Source organism: Vibrio gelatinilyticus (genome assembly GCF_022836845.1).
GTDB classification, from domain to species: domain Bacteria; phylum Pseudomonadota; class Gammaproteobacteria; order Enterobacterales; family Vibrionaceae; genus Vibrio; species Vibrio gelatinilyticus.
In genome coordinates, this window is the sequence record NZ_JAJNNZ010000002.1 from 393,310 (window position 1) to 413,608 (window position 20,299).

14 protein-coding genes are annotated in these 20,299 nt (G+C 46.0%); 2 read left to right on the forward strand and 12 right to left on the reverse strand.

The window, feature by feature from the left end:
• Nucleotides 1-22: 22 nt before the first annotated feature.
• Nucleotides 23-463 (forward strand): universal stress protein, encoded by a 441-nt coding sequence (locus LNL84_RS03880; RefSeq protein WP_244355350.1) that lies wholly within the window; start codon nt 23-25, stop codon nt 461-463.
• Nucleotides 464-494: 31 nt separating this feature from the next.
• On the opposite strand, the gene LNL84_RS03885 is transcribed toward LNL84_RS03880, so the two are convergent.
• The 3 genes from LNL84_RS03885 to rapA all read right to left on the reverse strand — a co-directional run bounded on the left by LNL84_RS03885 (nt 495) and on the right by rapA (nt 5,237).
• Complete coding sequence (locus LNL84_RS03885; protein ID WP_244355351.1) at nt 495-1,457, reverse strand: D-2-hydroxyacid dehydrogenase; 963 nt, start codon at nt 1,455-1,457, stop codon at nt 495-497.
• 64 nt (nt 1,458-1,521) lie between these two features.
• The gene (rluA, locus tag LNL84_RS03890) at nt 1,522-2,259 is read right to left on the reverse strand and encodes a bifunctional tRNA pseudouridine(32) synthase/23S rRNA pseudouridine(746) synthase RluA (RefSeq protein WP_244355352.1); all 738 of its coding nucleotides are present in this window, start codon (nt 2,257-2,259) and stop codon (nt 1,522-1,524) included.
• A gap of 68 nt (nt 2,260-2,327) precedes the next feature.
• Entirely contained in the window at nt 2,328-5,237 is a 2,910-nt protein-coding gene (gene rapA, locus LNL84_RS03895; protein WP_244355353.1) for an RNA polymerase-associated protein RapA, read from the reverse strand.
• Between the two features lie 512 nt (nt 5,238-5,749).
• On the opposite strand from rapA, the gene LNL84_RS03900 reads away from it, so the two are divergent.
• A complete protein-coding gene (locus LNL84_RS03900) occupies nt 5,750-7,123 on the forward strand; it encodes a PhoH family protein (RefSeq protein ID WP_244355354.1) in 1,374 nt (457 codons plus the stop codon).
• A 65-nt stretch (nt 7,124-7,188) separates the two neighbouring features.
• Here the strand turns inward: LNL84_RS03900 and tldD are convergent, their stop codons facing one another.
• The 9 genes from tldD to csrD form a co-directional block, all read right to left on the reverse strand.
• On the reverse strand, nt 7,189-8,628 hold the full coding sequence (gene tldD / locus LNL84_RS03905) for a metalloprotease TldD (protein ID WP_244355355.1): 1,440 nt from the start codon (nt 8,626-8,628) through the stop codon (nt 7,189-7,191).
• A gap of 24 nt (nt 8,629-8,652) precedes the next feature.
• Nucleotides 8,653-9,483 (reverse strand): carbon-nitrogen hydrolase family protein, encoded by an 831-nt coding sequence (locus LNL84_RS03910; protein ID WP_244355356.1) that lies wholly within the window; start codon nt 9,481-9,483, stop codon nt 8,653-8,655.
• A 7-nt stretch (nt 9,484-9,490) separates the two neighbouring features.
• Nucleotides 9,491-13,378 carry a YhdP family protein gene (locus LNL84_RS03915; protein WP_244355357.1) on the reverse strand — a complete coding sequence of 1,296 codons (3,888 nt, stop codon included), beginning with the start codon at nt 13,376-13,378 and terminating at the stop codon, nt 9,491-9,493.
• A gap of 10 nt (nt 13,379-13,388) precedes the next feature.
• Nucleotides 13,389-14,858, reverse strand: a complete 1,470-nt coding sequence (gene rng / locus LNL84_RS03920) for a ribonuclease G (protein ID WP_244355358.1) — start codon at nt 14,856-14,858, stop codon at nt 13,389-13,391.
• A gap of 15 nt (nt 14,859-14,873) precedes the next feature.
• Nucleotides 14,874-15,440, reverse strand: coding sequence for a Maf family protein (locus tag LNL84_RS03925; protein WP_244355359.1), 567 nt, complete (start codon nt 15,438-15,440; stop codon nt 14,874-14,876).
• Nucleotides 15,441-15,455: 15 nt separating this feature from the next.
• Nucleotides 15,456-15,944 (reverse strand): rod shape-determining protein MreD, encoded by a 489-nt coding sequence (gene mreD, locus LNL84_RS03930; protein ID WP_244355360.1) that lies wholly within the window; start codon nt 15,942-15,944, stop codon nt 15,456-15,458.
• Between the two features lie 9 nt (nt 15,945-15,953).
• A complete protein-coding gene (gene mreC, locus LNL84_RS03935; protein ID WP_244355361.1) occupies nt 15,954-16,817 on the reverse strand; it encodes a rod shape-determining protein MreC in 864 nt (287 codons plus the stop codon).
• Nucleotides 16,818-16,879: 62 nt separating this feature from the next.
• Nucleotides 16,880-17,923 carry a rod shape-determining protein gene (locus tag LNL84_RS03940; RefSeq protein ID WP_244355362.1) on the reverse strand — a complete coding sequence of 348 codons (1,044 nt, stop codon included), beginning with the start codon at nt 17,921-17,923 and terminating at the stop codon, nt 16,880-16,882.
• A 283-nt stretch (nt 17,924-18,206) separates the two neighbouring features.
• A complete protein-coding gene (gene csrD / locus LNL84_RS03945; protein WP_244355363.1) occupies nt 18,207-20,195 on the reverse strand; it encodes an RNase E specificity factor CsrD in 1,989 nt (662 codons plus the stop codon).
• Nucleotides 20,196-20,299 lie beyond the last annotated feature (104 nt).

Here is a 20,299-nt window from a genome sequence, read left to right on the forward strand (position 1 = left end):
GCTAAGACAAAAGAGATGATTCATGTATAAACAGATCCTTGTTCCAGTAGACCTCAATGACAAAGGGTTCTCAGATAAAGCGGTAGAAATTGCCGTTTGGCACGCCAAGCACTCCAATGCTGAAGTGCACTTGCTTAATGTACTACCTGGTATCCATATGTCGATGGTCGCTACATACTTTCCAAAAGATGCCGCCAATCAAATGAAGCAAGATGTAAAAGCACAATTGGAATTCTTTGCCAATCAACACATCGATGACGAGATCATTTACAAAGTGCATGTAGCTGAAGGTAAACCGTATACGACGATTTTGGAATACGCCGAACGTCTCGGCGCGGATCTTATCGTTATACCAAGCCACAAGCGCTCAAAAATCGATAAGGTGGTTCTCGGCTCCGTTGCAAGCAAAGTGGTGCAGAATTCGCGAATCAATGTACTGGTAGTCAAACCACAATCTGACTAACACTCAAAAAAGGTGGCTAAGCCACCTTTTTTTACACCACCTGATAATACGCCTCTCCATTAACATACGCCTCGATATTCGCAACGAGGATCTCACACAAGGTACTGATCGAGGAATCACTCCCCCAAGCAACATGTGGCGTCAATATCAAGTTCGCTAAGTCCATGTGGGCAATTAGGGGGTTATTGATATCAGCTGGCTCTTGCGTAAAAACATCGACACCTGCCGCCGCGATATCTCCTGATTTCAACGCCTCTACCAAGGCGCTCTCGTTGACCAAGCCACCGCGCCCGGTGTTAATTAAAACCGAGGTAGATTTCATTAACTTTAACTCTTGTTCGTCAATAAGGTGGTGCGTTTGTTCCGTCAGCGGACAAAGTAGCGCGATAGCATCGCTTTGTTCAAGAACCTGTGAAAAGGGCATGTATCCCTCACGGCAAGTGACGGCGAATTTTCGCTCAGAAAATACGACGTTCATTCCTATCGCTTTCGCTAATTTCGCCGTCGCTTGCCCTAACGTACCACCGCCGACAATACCAAGCGTTGCGCCAGCAATATCTCTAATCGGGTGAGTAAAGAAGCAGAATTTATTTTGCCTTTGCCATTCTCCCGCTCGAATATCCTGATGATAAGCAGGAATACTACGCATTAAGGTGAACAGCAAGCCTATCACGTGTTCGGGTACCGACTGGTTGGCGTAGCCACGAATGTTAGAAACACTGATGCCTTGCTGTTGGCAATAATCTAGATCCACATTATTGACCCCAGTTGCGGCGACAGCAATGTGCTTGACGTTAGGTGCCTGGGCTAGTAAATCGCTCGTCAATGCCACTTTATTGCTGATCACGATGTCCGCATCACGAATACGTTCTGCAACCGTTTCTGGTTGGGATTCCGGATAGCTCACCCATTGGTGAGGAAACGCTAGGTCAGGGATGGAAATATGGCTAGGGATGGTATCTCTATCAAGAAATACCACTTTTACTGCGGTCATAAGCTCTCCTGCTTTTCAAGCCCATCAAGGCAACCGCCGATCAGGGTAGAGCCCGAGCGCTGCCTTACTGTTTAGGTAATGTCTTATAATCTGGTAATTTCAATTCAGGGTCAAAGTGCTGGATCACCATTTCCTGAGCTTCTGGAAAAAAGTCACAAGGAATAAAAATAGAACTCAATGCTTCGCTCTCTGGGTGATAGAATGCCATTTCAGAAGCGTGCAGTTCTAATCTATCAGAAAAGTCTCTTGCCTGATCATGTGCATAAAACTCATCACCAACAATAGGGTGCCCGAGCGCCAGCATGTGAACACGAAGTTGATGTGAGCGTCCCGTGATTGGAAAAAGTCGCACAATACTGGTATTACCTTGTGATTTTACCACCTGGTAGTAGGTTTGTGATGGCTTTCCATGCTCGAAACACACTTTCTGTCTCGGCCTGTTTGGCCAGTCACAAATCAGCGGCAGGTCAATCATGCCTTCTGCTTTTTCTGGTTTGCCCCACACGTTTGCATAGTAGATTTTATGGGTTAAGCGATATTGGAACTGTTTTTTTAGAGAGCGCTCTGCTTCTTTGTGTTTTGCCAATAACATCAACCCAGAGGTGGACATATCAAGACGATGAACCACTTGAATATCCGGGTATTGTTCGTGTAAACGGCTCCACATGCTGTCGTAATGTTCTACAGCTCTTCCCGGGACCGAGAGTAAGCCCGATGGTTTGTTGACCGCCAGCATATGGTCATCTTCGAAGACGATTTCTATCCAGGGGTCCGTTGGGGGGGTATAGCTGAGCATCGCCATATAAATTACTACCGCTTTAAAAATCAAAAAGGCGCAGCACACACTACGCCTTTTTTTGGGGGGGATGATTAGTTGTGGCTCACCACAATTAAGCGCAACGAGTCGAGCTGAACCTGAGCCTTATTAATATAACCATCGAGCTCCTTAATTTGAGACTCAATGGCATCGATCTCTTCATCACGTATGTTAGGGTTCACAGCTTTAAGCGCTTGCAGGCGCTCCAACTCCCCATTTAAGCTGCTGTACATCGCTTTGTGTGCCTGTTCTCGAACCACTGTCACTTTATCTTCTACTGCGCTGCTGCCCGCTTCAATAAGACGATGCACATCGGCTTGAACCGATGCCACTAATTTACTCGCCAAATGACGATTAACTGGGCTGAGTTGGCGGTTAAAACTTTCAAACTCCACTTGAGCAGACAGGTCATTGCCACGAGCATCCATCATCATGCGAATGGGTGTTGCTGGTAAGAAGCGACTGATACCACTTTGCTTTGGTGCCTGTGCATCAACCGCATAGATGAGCTCAAGCAGAATAGTACCGACAGGCAGAGCTTTATTTTTAAGAAGAGAAACCGCACACGCTCCCACGCCTTCGCTCATGACTAAATCAATGCCACCTTGGATCATTGGGTGTTCCCAGCTGATAAAGTGCATATCTTCGCGTGATAATGCGGTCTCACGGTCAAACGTAATCGTAGCGCCTTCGTATGGAAGCCCAGGATAGCTTGGGACCATCATATGTTCGGATGGCGTCACCACGAGTGCGTTTTCGCCTTTGTCATCTTGATTAAGACCAATGGTATCAAATAGGCTTAGGGCAAAAGTCACCAGGTTGGTGTCACCATCACTGGCCGAAATTGTTTCAACGATCTGTTGTGCTGCTTCTCCGCCATTAGAGTGCATTTCTAACAAGCGATCACGACCTTGCTCCAGTTCGTGCCTTAGTAATTGGTTATATTGACGAGATCCTTCAATCACCTCGTCAAGCTCAGTCGTATCTCCAGAGGCCAGCATAGCAATAATCGCCTCTTGGTAGCGGTCGTAAACCATGCGTCCTGTTGGGCAGGTTTCCGCAAACGCATTGAGGCCTTCATCAAACCAACGAGCCAAGATCGCTTGCGACGTTCCCTCAAGGTAAGGCACATGAACATCAATATCACGCAGCTGTCCAATACGGTCGAGGCGACCAATACGCTGCTCAAGTAAGTCTGGGTTGAAGGGCAAATCAAACATCACTAATTGATTAGCAAATTGGAAATTACGTCCTTCTGAGCCGATTTCACTACAAATCAGTACCTGTGCTCCCCCTTCTTCTTGGGCAAAATACGCTGCGGCTTTATCTCGCTCAAGAATCGACATGCCTTCATGGAAAACGGTAGCGCGGATACCTTCACGCTCACGCAGGGCTTGCTCTAATTGCAGCGCGGTATTTGCACGTGAAGCAATAACCAGAATCTTATCGCTACGCTTGACTTTAATTTTGTCGATAAGCCAGTTCACACGGGAGTCGAATTGCCACCAGCTCGATTCATCCCCTTCAAATTCTTGGAAAATCTCTTCTGGGTACAGCATCTTCATGGCACGCGCTTCTGGTGCCATCTTACCGCCAATCATGCCAGAAACACGAATAGACGTTGTGTACTGTTGAGGTATAGGCATTGGGATCAAGTTAACGTTGCGCGTCGGAAAGCCTTTGATTGCCGCACGTGTATTTCTAAATAAAACACGTCCAGTACCATGACGGTCCATCAAGTTGTCAATCAACTCTTGTCTGGCTGAGGCTTTTTCATCAACTGAAGCACTGCTTTCCAGTACATTAAACAGTGGCTCTACATCTTGTTCGGAAAGCAATTCAGTTATTTGATTTTTCGCATCATCAGCCAACTGTTCACCCGAGAAGAGTGCCGTGACCGCATCCGCAACGGGCGCATATTGCTCTTCTTCTTTGACAAACGCTTCATAATCAAAGAAACGATCGGCATCAAGTAAACGCAAACGAGCAAAATGGCTCTCTCGGCCAAGTTGTTCAGGTGTGGCTGTCAAAAGAAGCACACCGGGTGTTTTTTCAGCGAGGCCTTCGATAACTTGATATTGACGACTTGGTTTCTCTGGGCTCCACTCAAGATGGTGCGCCTCATCCACCACCAATAAATCCCAATCACCCTCTAGAGCTTGCTCGTAACGCTTGCGGCTCTTGCGTAAGAAGTCCAACGAGCAAAGTACAAATTGCTGAGTATCAAAGGGGTTGTCAGCTTCAGCGAATGCTTCAATGCAGCGCTCTTCATCAAAGATTGAGAAATGCAGATTAAAGCGGCGCATCATTTCGACCAACCACTGATGCTGCAATGTTTCAGGCACCACAATTAAGATTCGTTGTGCGCGACCCGAAAGTACTTGTTGATGGATGATCATACCCGCTTCAATGGTTTTACCTAAGCCGACTTCATCGGCAAGCAATACACGTGGCGCATAACGGCGACCTACTTCGTGAGCAATAAACAATTGATGTGGAATCAAACCCGCTCGCATTCCACATAAGCCACGCATTGGGCTTTTGTGCTGCTGGTATTGATTACTTAGGGCGCGGTAACGCAACACAAAGTTGTCCATGCGATCGATCTGACCAGCAAACAATTTATCTTGCGGCTTGTTAAATCGAATTTGATTACTTAAGAAAATCTCACGCAGAACAGTTCCAGCTTCTTCGGTATCTTGGCGAGTACCAACGTAACTGAATATGCCTTGATTTTCCTGGACCTCTTCAACTAGCAAAGACCAACCTTCCTGGCTGTCTATGACATCTCCGACATTAAAAATGACTCGAGTTACGGGTGCATCAGTACGTGCGTAAACACGATTCTCTTCCGATGCCGCAAACATGATGGACACTGTTCTCGCATCCAATGCGACGACTGTACCTAAACCTAAATCACTTTCCGTATCGCTGATCCAGCGTTGCCCTAAAGCAAATGTCATAGAACGACTACCTCACCCGTTTCGAATGTCTTTCTGCCTGTAATTCGGTGGGCTCATTAATGCCAAAGCTGAGCTAAACACACCGCCAGAGTAGAGTAAATTTTAGATGCTAATTCGATTGTTTGCCGACTATCCACTGCGCTATTCTTTGCAATATCCACAATGGTTGATGGGGCGACAATCAAAAGTCGCTCATCTTACTTTAAGGCGTGATTTAGGTCACGCCAATTGCTGTGAAATATGCTGTTTTTTTTTGATTGTACCGCTTGACATCAAATTGCAATGATTTCCTGACAATGCTAGTCACTCATCCCTCTGATTTATCGCATATAATGAAAATGTGGTCGTAAATATTCTTTAGTAAATGAATCGTGGCCACAGGGAATCAAAGCAGGTTTGACTCGAACAAAATCCCGTTTAGAGCCAGCAGCGACTCCGCCTACTGACTCTCTTCTGCTTTTTTTGCGAGCAAGCCTCTCAAGGAATAGCGCCGGACTCGGCAAGGAGATTTTATGGGCGATGCCAATCGTAAATATTTTGTTCTAGACACCAATATCCTCCTTCATGAACCATTTGCCATTTATTCATTTAAAGAACACGACGTCATCATTCCGATGACGGTACTTGAAGAACTTGACCGAATTAAAGACAGTAAAAGAGACGTCGCACGTGACGCTCGCGTTGCAATTCGAGCCTTAGAAGATCTCTTTCATGATGCAACGCCAGAGCAAATATCGCAAGGCATCCCCCTTCCCTCTAGCCAAGAGGCGACAGGAACCATTTCAATTTTGGCAGACTATATTCTGCAAGAAACCGTTAAAGCTTTTGCCGATAAAGAGGGTGACAACCGCATTCTTAACGGTGTCCTTTACTTGCAAGAACAGCATAAGCGGGACGTAGTCCTCATCACCAAAGACATCAATATGCGCTTAAGGGCCAAAGGCGCGGGGGTGCGATTTGTCGAAGACTATCGCACCGATCAACTGATTGATGATGTCCAATATCTCACGAAAGGCTTTCAATGTTGCCAAGGGGACTTTTGGAGTCAGGTTCCGGAAGTCAACAGTAAAACTCTTGCAGGAAAAACCTACCATCAATTTGAACGCTCAGTCATCGACCCTACATACTTAAATCAATATATTATCGATGAAGAAAGCGATTTTGCCGGCCGGGTCGTCGATGTTAATGATCATAAAGTGACCCTAAAAGATCTCAGTCGCGAACGTATGAGTCATCGCGGCGCATGGGATATACGACCGAAAAATATTTATCAGGGTATGGCCCTTGATGCGCTACTCGACCCTGAGATCGATCTAGTTATCCTCACGGGAGCAGCGGGCAGCGGCAAGACCTTACTGGCGATGGCTGCTGCACTTGAGCAAACTATTGAACGTAATATGTTTGATAAAATCATCGTGACCCGCAACACCCCTGATATTGGGGAATCAATAGGCTTTCTGCCGGGGAGTGAAGAAGAGAAAATGATGCCATGGTTAGCGGCAGTGACCGATACTTTAGAAGCGCTGCATAAAAACGATCACTGCACAGAGGGATCTCTCAAGTACATTTGTGACAAAGCCAACATTCAATTTAAATCGATTAACTTTATGCGCGGGCGTTCAATCCAAAATGCCTTTGTTTTACTCGATGAGTGTCAGAACCTCACAGCCTCACAAATAAAAACCATCATCACGCGCTGCGGTGAAGGAACCAAATTAGTTTGCTCGGGTAACCTTGCTCAAATCGACTCGCCGTATTTGACGCCAGTGACCTCAGGCCTGACTTATATGGTCGAACGTTTTAAGAACTTTGAAGGCAGTGTCAATGTGCACCTTAACGGTGTAGTGAGAAGCCGATTGGCAGAGTTCGCAGAAGAGAATTTGTAAAAATCGAAGTCGTAATTGAAGGAAGAAGGGAGCCATTGTCGATATGGCTCCCTTCATTGTTATGATTAATCCGTGCCACCAACAGTAAGGGCATCTAATTTCAGTGTTGGTTGGCCAACCCCCACAGGAACGCTTTGTCCAGCTTTACCACAAACACCAACACCGCGATCAAGGCTTAAATCATTCCCCACCATTGATACCTGTTGCATTGCGTCAATACCAGAACCGATTAAAGTCGCCCCTTTGACTGGCGCGGTGATTTTACCATCTTCAATCAGGTAAGCTTCAGAAGCAGAAAAAACAAACTTACCCGAAGTGATATCCACTTGTCCGCCACCAAAATTCGGTGCATAGATGCCTTTTTTAACCGTTGAGATAATCTCTTCTGGGCTATGCTCCCCTGGCAACATGTATGTGTTGGTCATGCGTGGCATCGGCAGATGCGCATACGACTCACGTCGGCCATTTCCAGTTGGATTAACGCCCATTAAACGCGCATTCAGTTTGTCTTGCAGATAGCCCTTTAATACGCCTTTTTCGATCAGTGTGTTGTATTGTCCAGGAACACCTTCATCGTCCACATTGAGTGAACCACGCAGATCGGTCAACGTACCGTCATCAACGATGGTACACAAATCTGAGGTGACATTCTGTCCTACTTTTCCGGAAAACACTGAAGAGTCTTTGCGGTTAAAGTCACCCTCTAAGCCATGACCCACAGCTTCATGCAATAACACGCCAGGCCAACCTGAACCGAGTACAACAGGCATGGTGCCTGCTGGTGCGGCTATGGCTTCTAAATTAACCAGAGCTTGTCGAATGGCCTCATCAGCAAATTGATAAGCCACCTTTTGACCATTGTCGTCACTAAGGAAGAAATCGTAACCAAACCGGCCACCACCACCCGCACTGCCTCGCTCGCGGCGTTCTCCTTTTTGCGCCAACACGCTGATAGACAAACGAACAAGAGGACGCGTGTCTCCAGCAAAGGTACCATCGGTCGCAGCAACCAACATTTGTTCGTATACGCCGCTGATGCTGATGCTCACTTCTTTGATTAATGGCTCTTTGGTACGAATATAGGCGTCAAGCTGTTTCAGTAGCTCAGTTTTTTGTTGTTTCTCCCAACTTTCTAATGGATTAACCGCTTGATAGAAAGCCTGATTATCGCGTCTGGCTAGGCTACGTACTTGACCGTTTTGCCCTTGCTGAGCAATACCTCTGGCAGCATTAGCACTTTGAGTGAGCCCTTCCAAATGAATTTGGTCTGAGTATGCAAAGCCAGTTTTCTCACCAGTGACCGCACGTACGCCAACGCCACGATCGATGTTAAAAGAGCCATCTTTGATGATGCTATCTTCTAATACTAATGATTCGTGCCAACTGGACTGAAAATAGATATCGGCATAGTCGATTTGACGAGTAGCTATGCTGGCTAATGTCGCCTCAATATCTTGCTCGGTAAGGCCAGATGGGCCTAGTAGCGCGTCTTCTATGCGTTCCATAAGGTTATACTCATTCTATTCAAATTATTTAAAAGAGAGATTCTGTTCGAATCGAATATGGTGCGCGACCGGCATAGCTTGTCTCACTTCATCGACAATCTCGGTATTGACATCAGCAATCAACAATCCGGGCGCTTGTTCTAATTCGGCTTGGATTTCGCCCCACGGTGATACCACCATAGAATGCCCCCAAGTTTCACGTCCGCAAGGGTGAGTGCCCCCTTGGTTTGCTGCAATGATCCAACATTGCGTTTCTATCGCTCGGGCTCGCAATAGCACTTCCCAGTGAGCTTTTCCCGTTACTGCGGTAAATGCAGCTGGCACAACAATGACGTTTGCCCCTTGACTTCTCAGGGCCGCATACAATTGTGGAAAACGTAGATCGTAACAAATTGATAGACCAATCGCACCAAAATCCGTGGGAACCACAGCAATATGCTCTCCCGCTAAAAAGGTCTCTGACTCACGATAGCGCTTAAATCCATCGGCAACATCAACATCGAACATATGCAACTTGTCATAGTGATTTAGCCGTTGTCCGTGGCAATCATACACCAAAGTTGTGGTTGTCACCTGTTGCGACGGATGCAAGATAGGGAAACTACCCACGATAAGGTTGAGATTGTGTTCGACGCAAAGAGCAGCTAAACATCGTTGCTTATCACCACTACCCAAGGGTTCCGCTTGGGTGTGATAATCTTGTTTATTGCCAAAAACAATTGCATTTTCAGGCAATAAAACCCAGCGAACACCCTGTGAAGATAAGGTTTTCAACTGCATCGCGATATAGTCTAGATTCGACTGTGGATCGGCACTAGAGGTCATCTGAATAATTCCAAAGCGTTCCGTGCTCATAAGGTGATTATTTATCCTCTCTGTAATTTTCCGGCAATGTAAACTCACCCTTACTTCGTGATATTTCCCTTACGGTTGGTGAATCTAATGGCCCTTTCACTTCATAATTAACTTGTGTGACAACTTCAATCACAGGTTGTATTACCGTGGTTACCGCCAATACTACCAGTGCGGTTTGAGGAGTCACCGCAAACGCCGTTAATACCGGGATCCCGGAGGTCATATCAGGAACAAAATTGACCTCAGCATCTACTGTCTGCTTAGTAAGATCGCCCAGTCCCTTAATGGTCATTTCCCCAGCAACCGCATCCATCTTTATATTATTAGTGAGAAAAACACCATTTTGAATTTTTCCGGACCCCTTGATGGAATTAAACGCCATTCCCTTATCAAAGACATCGGTAAAATCGAGCTGCATTTTGCGTATAATGGAATCGAGGCTGAATAGGCCCAGCAAGCGTGCCGCGCCACTGACATCGGAAATAACCCCTTTACCCAACTCGGTTTTCATTTCACCATTTACGGTTTCAACGCGCATGTTCCAGGGCGAGCCCTTCCAGGCCAGTGAGGATTCAAGTTTAAATGGCGCTCGTTGTATCCCAGAGGTAATACCAAAGCGCTCCATCAAATCACTGTTATTCTCACCTTTTACCAACAGCTTAACCTCGGTTTCGCTGTCGTCGTCCGTTAGAGTCCAACGGCCATTTAAGTCGATATGGTTGGTGCCACTTTTAATCTGAAGCTTTTTCCAGACCAGGCTGTTTTGCTCGCGCGCCATTTCCATGTCAATCTTGCCGACTTTGTACCCCTGAAACCAAAAGTTGTCGATGGTAAATTTAGTGTCCGGCGCGATTGCGTGAAACTGCTTCTCAAAGTCGCTGATCAGCGGTGCTTTGGGATCATCTACCGCAATAATGGATTCATCACTATTGGCTGTATCATCCCAATCAGGCACAAAAACATGCAGACGTTGTAGCGATACTAATAGTTCATCGTCATGACTTAGGTTCGCCTGACCTTTGACTTCTTGACTATCAACATCAAACTGCCAAGAGCCTTTCTTTTTACGTGCGTTAAAATCAACATCATGCCATTCAATACTACCTAGCATAAGTTCATTAACGTCTAAGCGCACTCTTTCTGGCAGCGGTATTGAGGGCGTATTGAGACCATCTAATACCGCCTTTTGACCAATTACAGGCTCTTTGGCTATCGACATCCAATCATCAAGGTTAAATTTGTCAGTTCGTACCTGAAAGTGGTGGCCAACGATTGGGCTAATCTTAAACCCACCTTTCCCCAATACCAGGTTGGTCGCCTTAAGAACAGGCTGCTCTCCGGTAATATCAATCTCTGTTTGATACTTTACCGACGGCAATTGCAGTCTAGCGGTGATGGATTGTTGGTTACCAGAGGCTTGCAGACGCGCAAATCCGGTATCGCCATACCCCTTCGCTAATGGGTAAGGATATTCACTCACCAAGGTCGCAAAGTTAGCATTGAGATCGAGCTGATAAGTAAAGCCTACGTCATTCAGTTGTAGTTCAATGCCCATCTGCCAAGGTGCATGTCCTTTAACACGCTTAACCCAGCGCTCTCCGATGTAGGGAATAAGAGGCTTAGTATTCCAGTCACCAATGGCGTCAATATTAACAGCGTAACCTTTACCTGCATTCTGACCGCTAAAATCCAGAGTGATCGGTTGTTTGAGTAGCTCACCAGACAAACCTGCAGTTTTGACCACATCGTTGTCAAACGCCACTCGTCCAGATACGTTTTCAAGCGTCATCGGAGGTGCTTTGATTTCAACATGATTGTCAGTCAGCTCGGCGTAGCCCCAAGCTCTAGCCTCTTTTTCGTCCTTCGCAAAAGGGATGTATAACTGGAAATCGGCATCAACATCACCACTAATTTGCACAGCGGTGAGCGCGGCTCCAACAGAATCGACCAATGGTGACGAGGTCATATAGTCACGAACGTCGCCACCGTCTGCGGTCGCTTTTGCCTCAATTTCTATATGTCCAGATGAGCTTAAACGAGGAATGCGCCCCGTGATCCTTTTGGCTTTGACGTTCATCAAATCGGCAGCGTGAGAGTCTAGATGCATCGCGTCATTTTGAAATAATAAGTCGAGCTGTAGATTGGTAATCAGCGGCCAATCCGTTGCAAAACTGAATTTTGCATCTTTCAGGCCAACCCAGGCCTGAAACATTCCATTGTTGCTTTGATAAGGAAAATCAGATAACTGACCAAACCACAACAGCTTAGAGGTATTCACTCGGCCACCTTGTAACGCGGCTGAGAGGTAGTCCGTCAAATTCTGGCCCAACGCCAAGGTGGGTAGATAACGCCAGGTCTCACCAGCATTGTGGAGATCCGCTTCAGCGTAAAAAGAAAGAAAAGGGCTTTTGTCTTTAGGAAAATCTAAGCGGAATGCCCCCAACACCTGCAAATCTGGCGTCGCTACGGTGATCTTATCTGCCCACAACGACCAACCGTTATCATTAAGCTTCTGCCACACGATGTCTACTTGGCCTTGCTTAATCACTAATGGAGCTTGGAACACATCTCCATACGGCAAGCGATCATCGATCATATTTAAGCGAGCTGTGGCTTGCTCTAAGCTACCTGACACCGTACCTGACAAATTGTGAAATTCCGGCAGCAGCTTCCACTGAGCCATTGAGAGCTGACTAAAGGTCGCAGAATATTTAAATGAGTCTGTACCAGCCAATTGCGATGCACGAATGTCTTCAATCCGACCTCCAAAATTGAGCCTTTCTAACCACTGGGTCGCGGTATCGTCCGGTGCAAGCTCAGCAAGAGGTCGCAGAGCTTCTACATCAAGTTGTGAAACATTAAGTTGCCATTGATTGTTGCGATTCCACAATAGCGCAAAGTCGAGCTCTGGCCATTCGACTTCATTACTACGCAATTGAAATTCATGGCCGTTGATCTGCCAGCCTGACTCAGAAGGTAACAGCTGAACAAATCCAGATTCCAGCACGAGATCATGCGGCTTCCCTTTATTCCACGTCAGCTCCGAGGGCAACAGTTCAATAGACGCTTCGGTAGCGGTGCTTTTATCTAAGGTGAGCCAGCTATTGAAACTGGCAAACCCGCCATCAATTCCAGTCTGATTACGGATTTCATTGGTCAACCAGGGTTTGACCGATACATGCGATGCACTTACATAAAAATCACCACTCACACTGGCAAGTGAACCATGGTCGATAAAGTCTGCACGTACTGAAAGCGCATTAAGGTTTGCATCAGCGATGGACACAACACCTTCAGCCAAATGTCGCTCTTGTTGGTTGCGCCAACGTAGTTTTTCGATATCCAGCTGACGTATGTCGGAAGAAATGGAACGATAGATGATCGTGGATTTTGTGATAGCAAAGCGGTCTAGCTGTCTCAGTAGCAAGGTATCCAGCTTGCTGACGAGTTGCTCGCCCCCACTGCTCGCCCCACCGGATGATGGCGTCGACTGAGTGTCTAATCTCGGGAGTAAATCGACGCTACGGATGTCGAGGATCATACCATTGATGACCAGATCGGCCACAACGGGCTCTCTTTGCACTATGGTTTGAATCAGATCAAATTCAACTTCAATATTGTCAATAACAAAGCGCGTGTCTGGCTCTTCTGGAAAAACGGCCTCAACGTTTTTTAACGACAGTGAAGGGTGGGTATTGCGCCAAAAGCCATGAACATCTTGCACAGTGAACTGCAGGCCAGAAGCATCATTAACCCAAGTCACTATTTCAGATTGAACACGATTTAACTGGGGTAAAGTAATACGTAACGCAGTGACCGTCGTGGCTAACAACACCAAAACGGTCAACAGCATCCATAAAATGATACGAACAAAACGGGTAACGTGCGGACTCACAAATAACTCATTACATCATGACGACATCAAACTGCTCTTGGATATAGAGAGGCTCAGCTTGAATTCGTACTTGCTTACCAATAAACACTTCAAGTTCTGCCAGAGCATGAGACTCATCACCTTCCAAGGTTTCAGCGACTGCAGGCGCAGCATAAACGACAAACTTGTCAGCATCGTAAGCACGATTAACCCGTGTAATTTCCCTGAGGATCTCATAACACACAGTTTCCACCGTCTTCACTGAGCCACGCCCTTCACAAGTTGGACAACCACTACATAGAACATGTTCAATACTTTCACGGGTTCTTTTGCGAGTCATTTCAACCAGACCCAATTGAGTGAAGCCATTGATATTGGTTTTAACACGATCTTTCTCTAGCGCCGATTCTAACGAAGCTAACACACGTGCACGATGTTCTTCCGACATCATATCAATAAAGTCGATGATGATAATGCCACCCAAATTACGCAGTCGTAATTGACGCGCAATCGCTTGAGTCGCTTCGACGTTGGTATTAAAGATAGTTTCTTCGAGATTGCGACGGCCAACAAAAGCGCCCGTATTAATATCGACGGTGGTCATCGCTTCTGTTTGGTCGATGATCAGATAACCACCGGACTTAAGTTCCACTTTGCGCTCTAATGAGCGTTGAACTTCGTTTTCGGTGTCATACATATCAAAGATAGGCTTATCACCTTCGTATAACTCGAGTTTGTCCGTCAATTCTGGAACAAATTCCGAGGTAAACTCTTTTAGATTTTCGAACACTAGTCGTGAGTCAACCTGAATACGGGTAAGTTCAGTGCCAACAAAATCGCGTAGAATTCTTGGGGCAAGCCCCAGTTCACCGTACAACGCTGTTCGAGGTTTGTTTTTTGCACGACGCTCGATCACCTTAGACCATAAGCGCTTTAGAAAAGCAGCATCTTGAGCCAACTCTTTTTCATCGGATCCTTCTGCAGCGGTACGAATAATAAACCCGCCATGTTCATCACAATAGTCCGCAACCACCTTCTTTAAGCGATTGCGTTCATCTTCGCTGTCAATACGCTGAGACACCCCAACATGGCTTGCTCCGGGCATGAAAACTAAATATCGGGATGGCAACGTAATATCAGTTGTCAGTCTGGCGCCTTTCGTACCTAAAGGGTCTTTGACAACTTGAACGACAATATCCTGGCCTTGTCGTACTAGCTCTGAAATATCTCGCACCTGAAACTGCTGTTTTTCATTTTCCGCTACGCATTCGGTATGAGGAACAATATCAGAAGCGTGAAGAAACGCGGCTTTCTCCAAGCCGATGTCGACAAAAGCGGCCTGCATACCCGGTAAAACTCGGCTCACTCGCCCTTTGTAAATATTGCCAACAATGCCTCGTTTGGCTTCTCGTTCAATATGAACTTCTTGAAGGATCCCGCCCTCAATCATCGCAACACGAGTCTCACTCGGTGTTACGTTTATCAGCAACTCCACGCTCATTGGCGCACCTCAATTCTATTCGTTATTAAATTCACGCAAGAGCTGGTCGGTTTCATATAGGGGAAGGCCAACGACTGCATGGTAGCTACCTTCAATGCGAGTCACAAAACGCCCACCTATCCCTTGAATACCGTAACTTCCCGCTTTATCGCATGGTTCCTTTGACTGCCAATATCGTTCTATTTCTTGTTGGCTAAGGGGTTTAAACCATACGTTTGTCGTGACCACGACCGAACTCTGCTTATTCTTTGATGTAACCGCAACGGCCGTCATCACTTGGTGTTGACGCCCAGACAACATTGAGAGCATTCGACGGGCATCGGCGTAATCAATTGGCTTTTCCAATACCACGCCATCACATACAACAACCGTATCCGAGCCTAGAGATACATCGCTATCCGAGGAGCCTAAATTAAGCCCTGTGCGCGATTTATCTTTAGCCAAGCGAAGTACGTATTGTTCCGGAGTCTCTCCACTTTGCTGCGCCTCTTCAATGTCAGGGGCAACACAATCAAACTCAACGCCCAATTGCGCCAGCAATTCTTTACGTCTTGGCGACGTTGATGCCAAAATTAAACTCATCGTTAATGAACCCAATTATCTTACGTGCCAACGACGCCTGACGCGACGCAACAGCAGAAACATCCATGGCCAAAGTATACAGTTAATCAGGCCACTCCACAGTGACAAAGGATTAAAAGTGACATCTTGAACTAAATACTCGCCGAAGAAAATTAACACTTCAAGAGCCATAGACAGTAATGCAACCACCATAGCCTGTTGCCATAATGCCATGTTACGCAAGACCAAAAAATTGAGAGCAAGGACATAAATAACAATGGACATCATCATGCCTCGGATCCCTAAGGTCGAGCCAATCAACAAATCCCAAATAAGACCTAATACTAAAGCCGTTCCTACGTTAACTCGGTGTGGCAGCGCAAGCACCCAATAGCCAAGTACCAGTAATAGCCAGGAAGGACGCGTGAAATCTAAGATCCCAGGCCAAGGGATCGTTTGTAGAACTAAGGCCAATAGTAGGGTTGCACCGATCACCATCTGACTTCGAAACAAACTATTTGTCATATTCATCTCTTATTCTGCTTTGAGCGTTGCTTCTACCGCTTGCTGCTGACGGTCTTCATTTGGCCAAATCAACAGAAGATAACGAAGGCGGTCAAAATCAACCACTGGTTCGGCAATAATTTGGGCAAACTCTTTAAAGTTGTCTCGCTCGACCGATTTCACGTAGGCGACAGGGTAGCCTTCTGGATACACTCCCCCTAGCCCAGAGGTTACGAGTAGATCACCTTGAATAATATCGGTACTGGTCGGAATGTGCTCCAACTGGATCTCATCAATGGCACCGTTTCCTGACGCTATCACGCGGATATCATTACGGATAACTTGTACTGGAATGGCACTATTACTGTCCGTTAGTAGCATGATACGGCTGTTATGAGCACCAACAAAAGTGACTTGGCCTACAATACCGTTTTCGTTTATAACAGGCTGCCCGACATACACACCATCGATAGCCCCTTTATCGATCACTACTTGGTGTCGATAAGGCGAGGTATCTACTGCCATCACTTCTGTCACGACTTTCTTTTCGTCACGGACAAAAGAAGAACCTAATAACTCTCTGAGACGTTGGTTTTCTTCGCGGTATTGATCAAGAAGGATCAACTCACTTCTTAGGCGTAAAACTTCTCGCTTCAAACTCACACTTTGTTCAACAAGACCTTGGCGAGTATTGAAACGCTCATATATCCCATCGAACATTGAACGCGGAAGATTTGCTGCGTATTGGATAGGAGCAACGGCACTATTAAGTAAATAGCGGATATTCGAGAATGTATCTAAACGAGTATCAGCCAGCATAAGGCTGGCTGATAGAGTGACCGCAATAAACAATCTAAGCTGTAATGATGGCCCTCTGCCAAATATTGGTTTCATATCTCTCTACTATGGTGATGTGGTCTCTAGTTTTGAAATGCATCAAAACTAGAGCGAAACCATTATTCTTCAGTGAACAGATCGCCACCGTGCATATCGATCATTTCCAGAGCCTTGCCCCCACCACGAGCAACACACGTCAGTGGCTCTTCTGCGATAACAACAGGGATACCCGTTTCTTCCGTCAGTAAGCGGTCTAGATCACGTAACAATGCACCGCCACCTGTGAGTACCATACCGTTTTCAGAGATATCAGACGCTAGCTCTGGTGGACACTGCTCTAAAGCAACCATCACTGCAGAAACGATGCCTGTCAATGGCTCTTGAAGTGCCTCTAAGATCTCATTTGAATTTAGACTAAAGCTACGCGGCACACCTTCAGCAAGGTTACGACCACGAACTTCGATCTCTTCTACTGCATCGCCAGGATACGCAGAACCGATTTCATGCTTGATTTTTTCAGCTGTAGCTTCACCAATCAGGCTTCCGTAGTTACGACGCACATAATTGATGATAGCTTCGTCAAAACGGTCACCACCGATACGAACAGACGATGAGTAGACCACACCGTTCAACGAAATCACTGCGACTTCGGTCGTACCACCACCGATATCAACCACCATAGAGCCCGTTGGTTCAGAAACGCGAAGACCGGCACCGATCGCAGCTGCCATCGGCTCATCGATAAGATAAACTTCACGAGCTCCAGCCCCCAATGCTGACTCACGAATCGCACGACGTTCAACTTGCGTTGAACCACAAGGGACACACACAAGAACACGCGGGCTTGGTTTTAGCACGCTATTGTCATGCACTTGCTTAATGAAGTGCTGAAGCATTTTTTCAGTCACATAAAAATCAGCGATAACGCCATCTTTCATTGGGCGAATAGCTGAAATGTTACCCGGTGTACGGCCTAACATTTGTTTTGCAGCATGACCCACAGCTGCAACACTCTTTGCTGATCCCGCACGATCTTGGCGAATAGCAACGACTGAAGGTTCATCAAGGACGATGCCCTGCCCTTTTACATAAATCAGAGTATTGGCGGTTCCTAAATCGATCGATAGATCGTTGGAAAACATCCCACGCAGTTTTTTAAACATATTCTTCGCTCGTCCTGCAAGAATTAGAAGACAAAAATTGCACTAAATGTACCAATGCCTTGCCAACTCAGCAAGGCATTGAAGTCGAAACATTGGCTGAAAGCCGCATTTTCTTACAGTTTCCTTACTTAACGCAAAAAATTAACAGTCATTCAGCCCTTAAATGACCAAATTCGCCATGAAAAGTCTCACCAGGTTTTCATAGAAGTTGGAATGATAGTCTCAGCGACTCAAGAGTCAGCGAGCACTCGCTATGAACATTGAGTAAGTAATATTCACCCATTTATCCTTTTTTCCAGCGATTCCTTCGTCCTACTTTCACGGATGTCGTAGCTGTCGACTTTGGCAATATCTGGCTCTCTTTTGCAAAATAGCGCCCTTGAAAGCCACTCACCCCGAGATCAATTAAAGCCTGCCACTCATGCTCAGTCTCAACTCCGACTGCGAGTACTTTGGTGGTTGAGTCTCCGCAAGCTCCCACCATGCTTCGGACAAAGAGTTGATTCTCATGACGCTGTTCGATCTTCTTAATCAAGCTGCGATGTAACTTCAAATAGTCGACTTTTAGATCTTTAATATAGTGAGTGCTCACAATAGAACGACCCGCTTGACCAACGATCACCGTACATCCTAGGCCCGACAACATTCGGATCACTGGCCTCATATAATCAAGGTGCTGCACCAATTTGGCTTCGGAAAATTCGAACGATAGCTGCTGACGTAAAGCAATGGGAAGTTGCAACAGTTCATCTCTAACCCACTTAAAATACTGCTTATTTTTAAAGGGGGTAACGTATAGGTTAATCGAGATGTTCTGAGCACTGGTTTGTTTTTTTAACAAGCCTAATACTGTCATAAACACCGTTCGATCTAAATTCGCTTCGTAGCCAACCTGTATCAAGGCCGACTGAAAACGAGACGCCTTGATTTCGCCTTTTTCTGGGTCATGAATGCGCACAAACATCTCATGATGCAATAGTTGTTGCTCTTTGCCTTTTTGATGAAGAAAACAAGGCTGGTTGTAAATCAAAATGTTGTTAGGTTGCAGTGCTTTATCAAATAAGGTTCGCCAACGCACGCTGCCACGCTCATCCACTTTTTGAGCTTGTTTTTTGTAACGGCTCCAATTGTTTACACGTTGTAACTGTGCACTCTTCAGAGCGGTTTCAGCCTCATCCATGATTTGCTCTTGCTTCTCACCTTCAGAATAAAGACTCACCCCGATATGGCACCAATTATCTTCATTTAAAGGATTGGGTGGCGTCACTTTTTCCAACTGTCTCAAACACTGACTGGCTAGGGTCGAGATATCTTTAACACTTTGATGGGGAATGAAAATAGCAAAGTCAGCATCGTAATAACGAGAGAAGATGACATCTGGATATTTTTGTACAGTATTCGACAACACATCGCCGACCTCAATAAGAAACTCGTCGCAAACATGTTTGTCATTTTGTTCCTGCACTTGTTCCCACTCTTCAATACGAAACAGTAGTACGCCACCGTGAGCACCGCTTTCGTGCAGAGCGGATTCGAGTTTACTATCAAATAGCACTCGGTTAGCACTGCCTGTTAATTGGTCTAAGAAGGTTTGTGTGCGAATAAAAGTGTCAAAACGGCTGCGCTCCTGCCGTGCGTCTTGCAATTCATCAATAAGGATATCTAGGGCTTCGCTGGCGGTATATGGCCACTCTCTGTGATCGCCTTTGGCGTAAGCTTCAACCCGTCCGGCGAGAATCATTCGCCCGCGCTCTTCGAGAAGTTCAGAGCCGATTAATTGCTCCTTCAGCCATTTGACACTGCGAACCAGACAGAAAATAATAAGACCAAATGCCAGTGTGACAGACCACATTGCTTCTAACGAATACTTGACGCTTAAATAAGGTGGCAGCGCTTTAAAAGAGATCGTATAAGATTGATTTCGTTCTAGAGGGTAAGATTTCTCATAAAAAACAGTACGTTCAATATTAGGCATCGTGTTTTTATAGCGATACACCACCCCTGACTCAGAGCTAAGCTGCATTTCAATAATGTTGCTGGCTTGCAGCATCTTGGGCATCCATCGCTGCATCCTATAGGCGGCGTCTGGATCTTCCAGCTCTTTATCAACCACTTCCACAATACCTGTTAGGTGGTGGTCGAGGTACTCTTGTCCCATTCTTTTGATCGATAATGTGCCACCAATAAAAAGAATAAATACAGCACTGATTACTATTACAGTAACAAAAGCTACAAGACGGGTGCTCAACTTAAGCGTTGGTGTCTGCCTCATAAATGGTTAAGTCCTTTTTGTTCCAGCTGATCGATCATTGCCAGAGTATTCCCTACTACTCGCAATTACATAAGGATCGGTGAGAGGTTCATCGGCGCATCCAA

Excerpts from the sequence above, each read along its gene's own strand:
- LNL84_RS03880 (WP_244355350.1), top strand. The coding sequence starts at position 23 with ATGTATAAACAGATCCTTGTTCCAGTAGACCTCAATGACAAAGGGTTC.
- LNL84_RS03885 (WP_244355351.1), bottom strand. The coding sequence starts at position 1,457 with ATGACCGCAGTAAAAGTGGTATTTCTTGATAGAGATACCATCCCTAGC.
- rluA (WP_244355352.1), bottom strand. The coding sequence starts at position 2,259 with ATGGCGATGCTCAGCTATACCCCCCCAACGGACCCCTGGATAGAAATC.
- rapA (WP_244355353.1), bottom strand. The coding sequence starts at position 5,237 with ATGACATTTGCTTTAGGGCAACGCTGGATCAGCGATACGGAAAGTGAT.
- LNL84_RS03900 (WP_244355354.1), top strand. The coding sequence starts at position 5,750 with ATGGGCGATGCCAATCGTAAATATTTTGTTCTAGACACCAATATCCTC.
- tldD (WP_244355355.1), bottom strand. The coding sequence starts at position 8,628 with ATGGAACGCATAGAAGACGCGCTACTAGGCCCATCTGGCCTTACCGAG.
- LNL84_RS03910 (WP_244355356.1), bottom strand. The coding sequence starts at position 9,483 with ATGAGCACGGAACGCTTTGGAATTATTCAGATGACCTCTAGTGCCGAT.
- rng (WP_244355358.1), bottom strand. The coding sequence starts at position 14,858 with ATGAGCGTGGAGTTGCTGATAAACGTAACACCGAGTGAGACTCGTGTT.
- LNL84_RS03925 (WP_244355359.1), bottom strand. The coding sequence starts at position 15,440 with ATGAGTTTAATTTTGGCATCAACGTCGCCAAGACGTAAAGAATTGCTG.
- mreD (WP_244355360.1), bottom strand. The coding sequence starts at position 15,944 with ATGACAAATAGTTTGTTTCGAAGTCAGATGGTGATCGGTGCAACCCTA.
- mreC (WP_244355361.1), bottom strand. The coding sequence starts at position 16,817 with ATGAAACCAATATTTGGCAGAGGGCCATCATTACAGCTTAGATTGTTT.
- LNL84_RS03940 (WP_244355362.1), bottom strand. The coding sequence starts at position 17,923 with ATGTTTAAAAAACTGCGTGGGATGTTTTCCAACGATCTATCGATCGAT.
- csrD (WP_244355363.1), bottom strand. The coding sequence starts at position 20,195 with ATGAGGCAGACACCAACGCTTAAGTTGAGCACCCGTCTTGTAGCTTTT.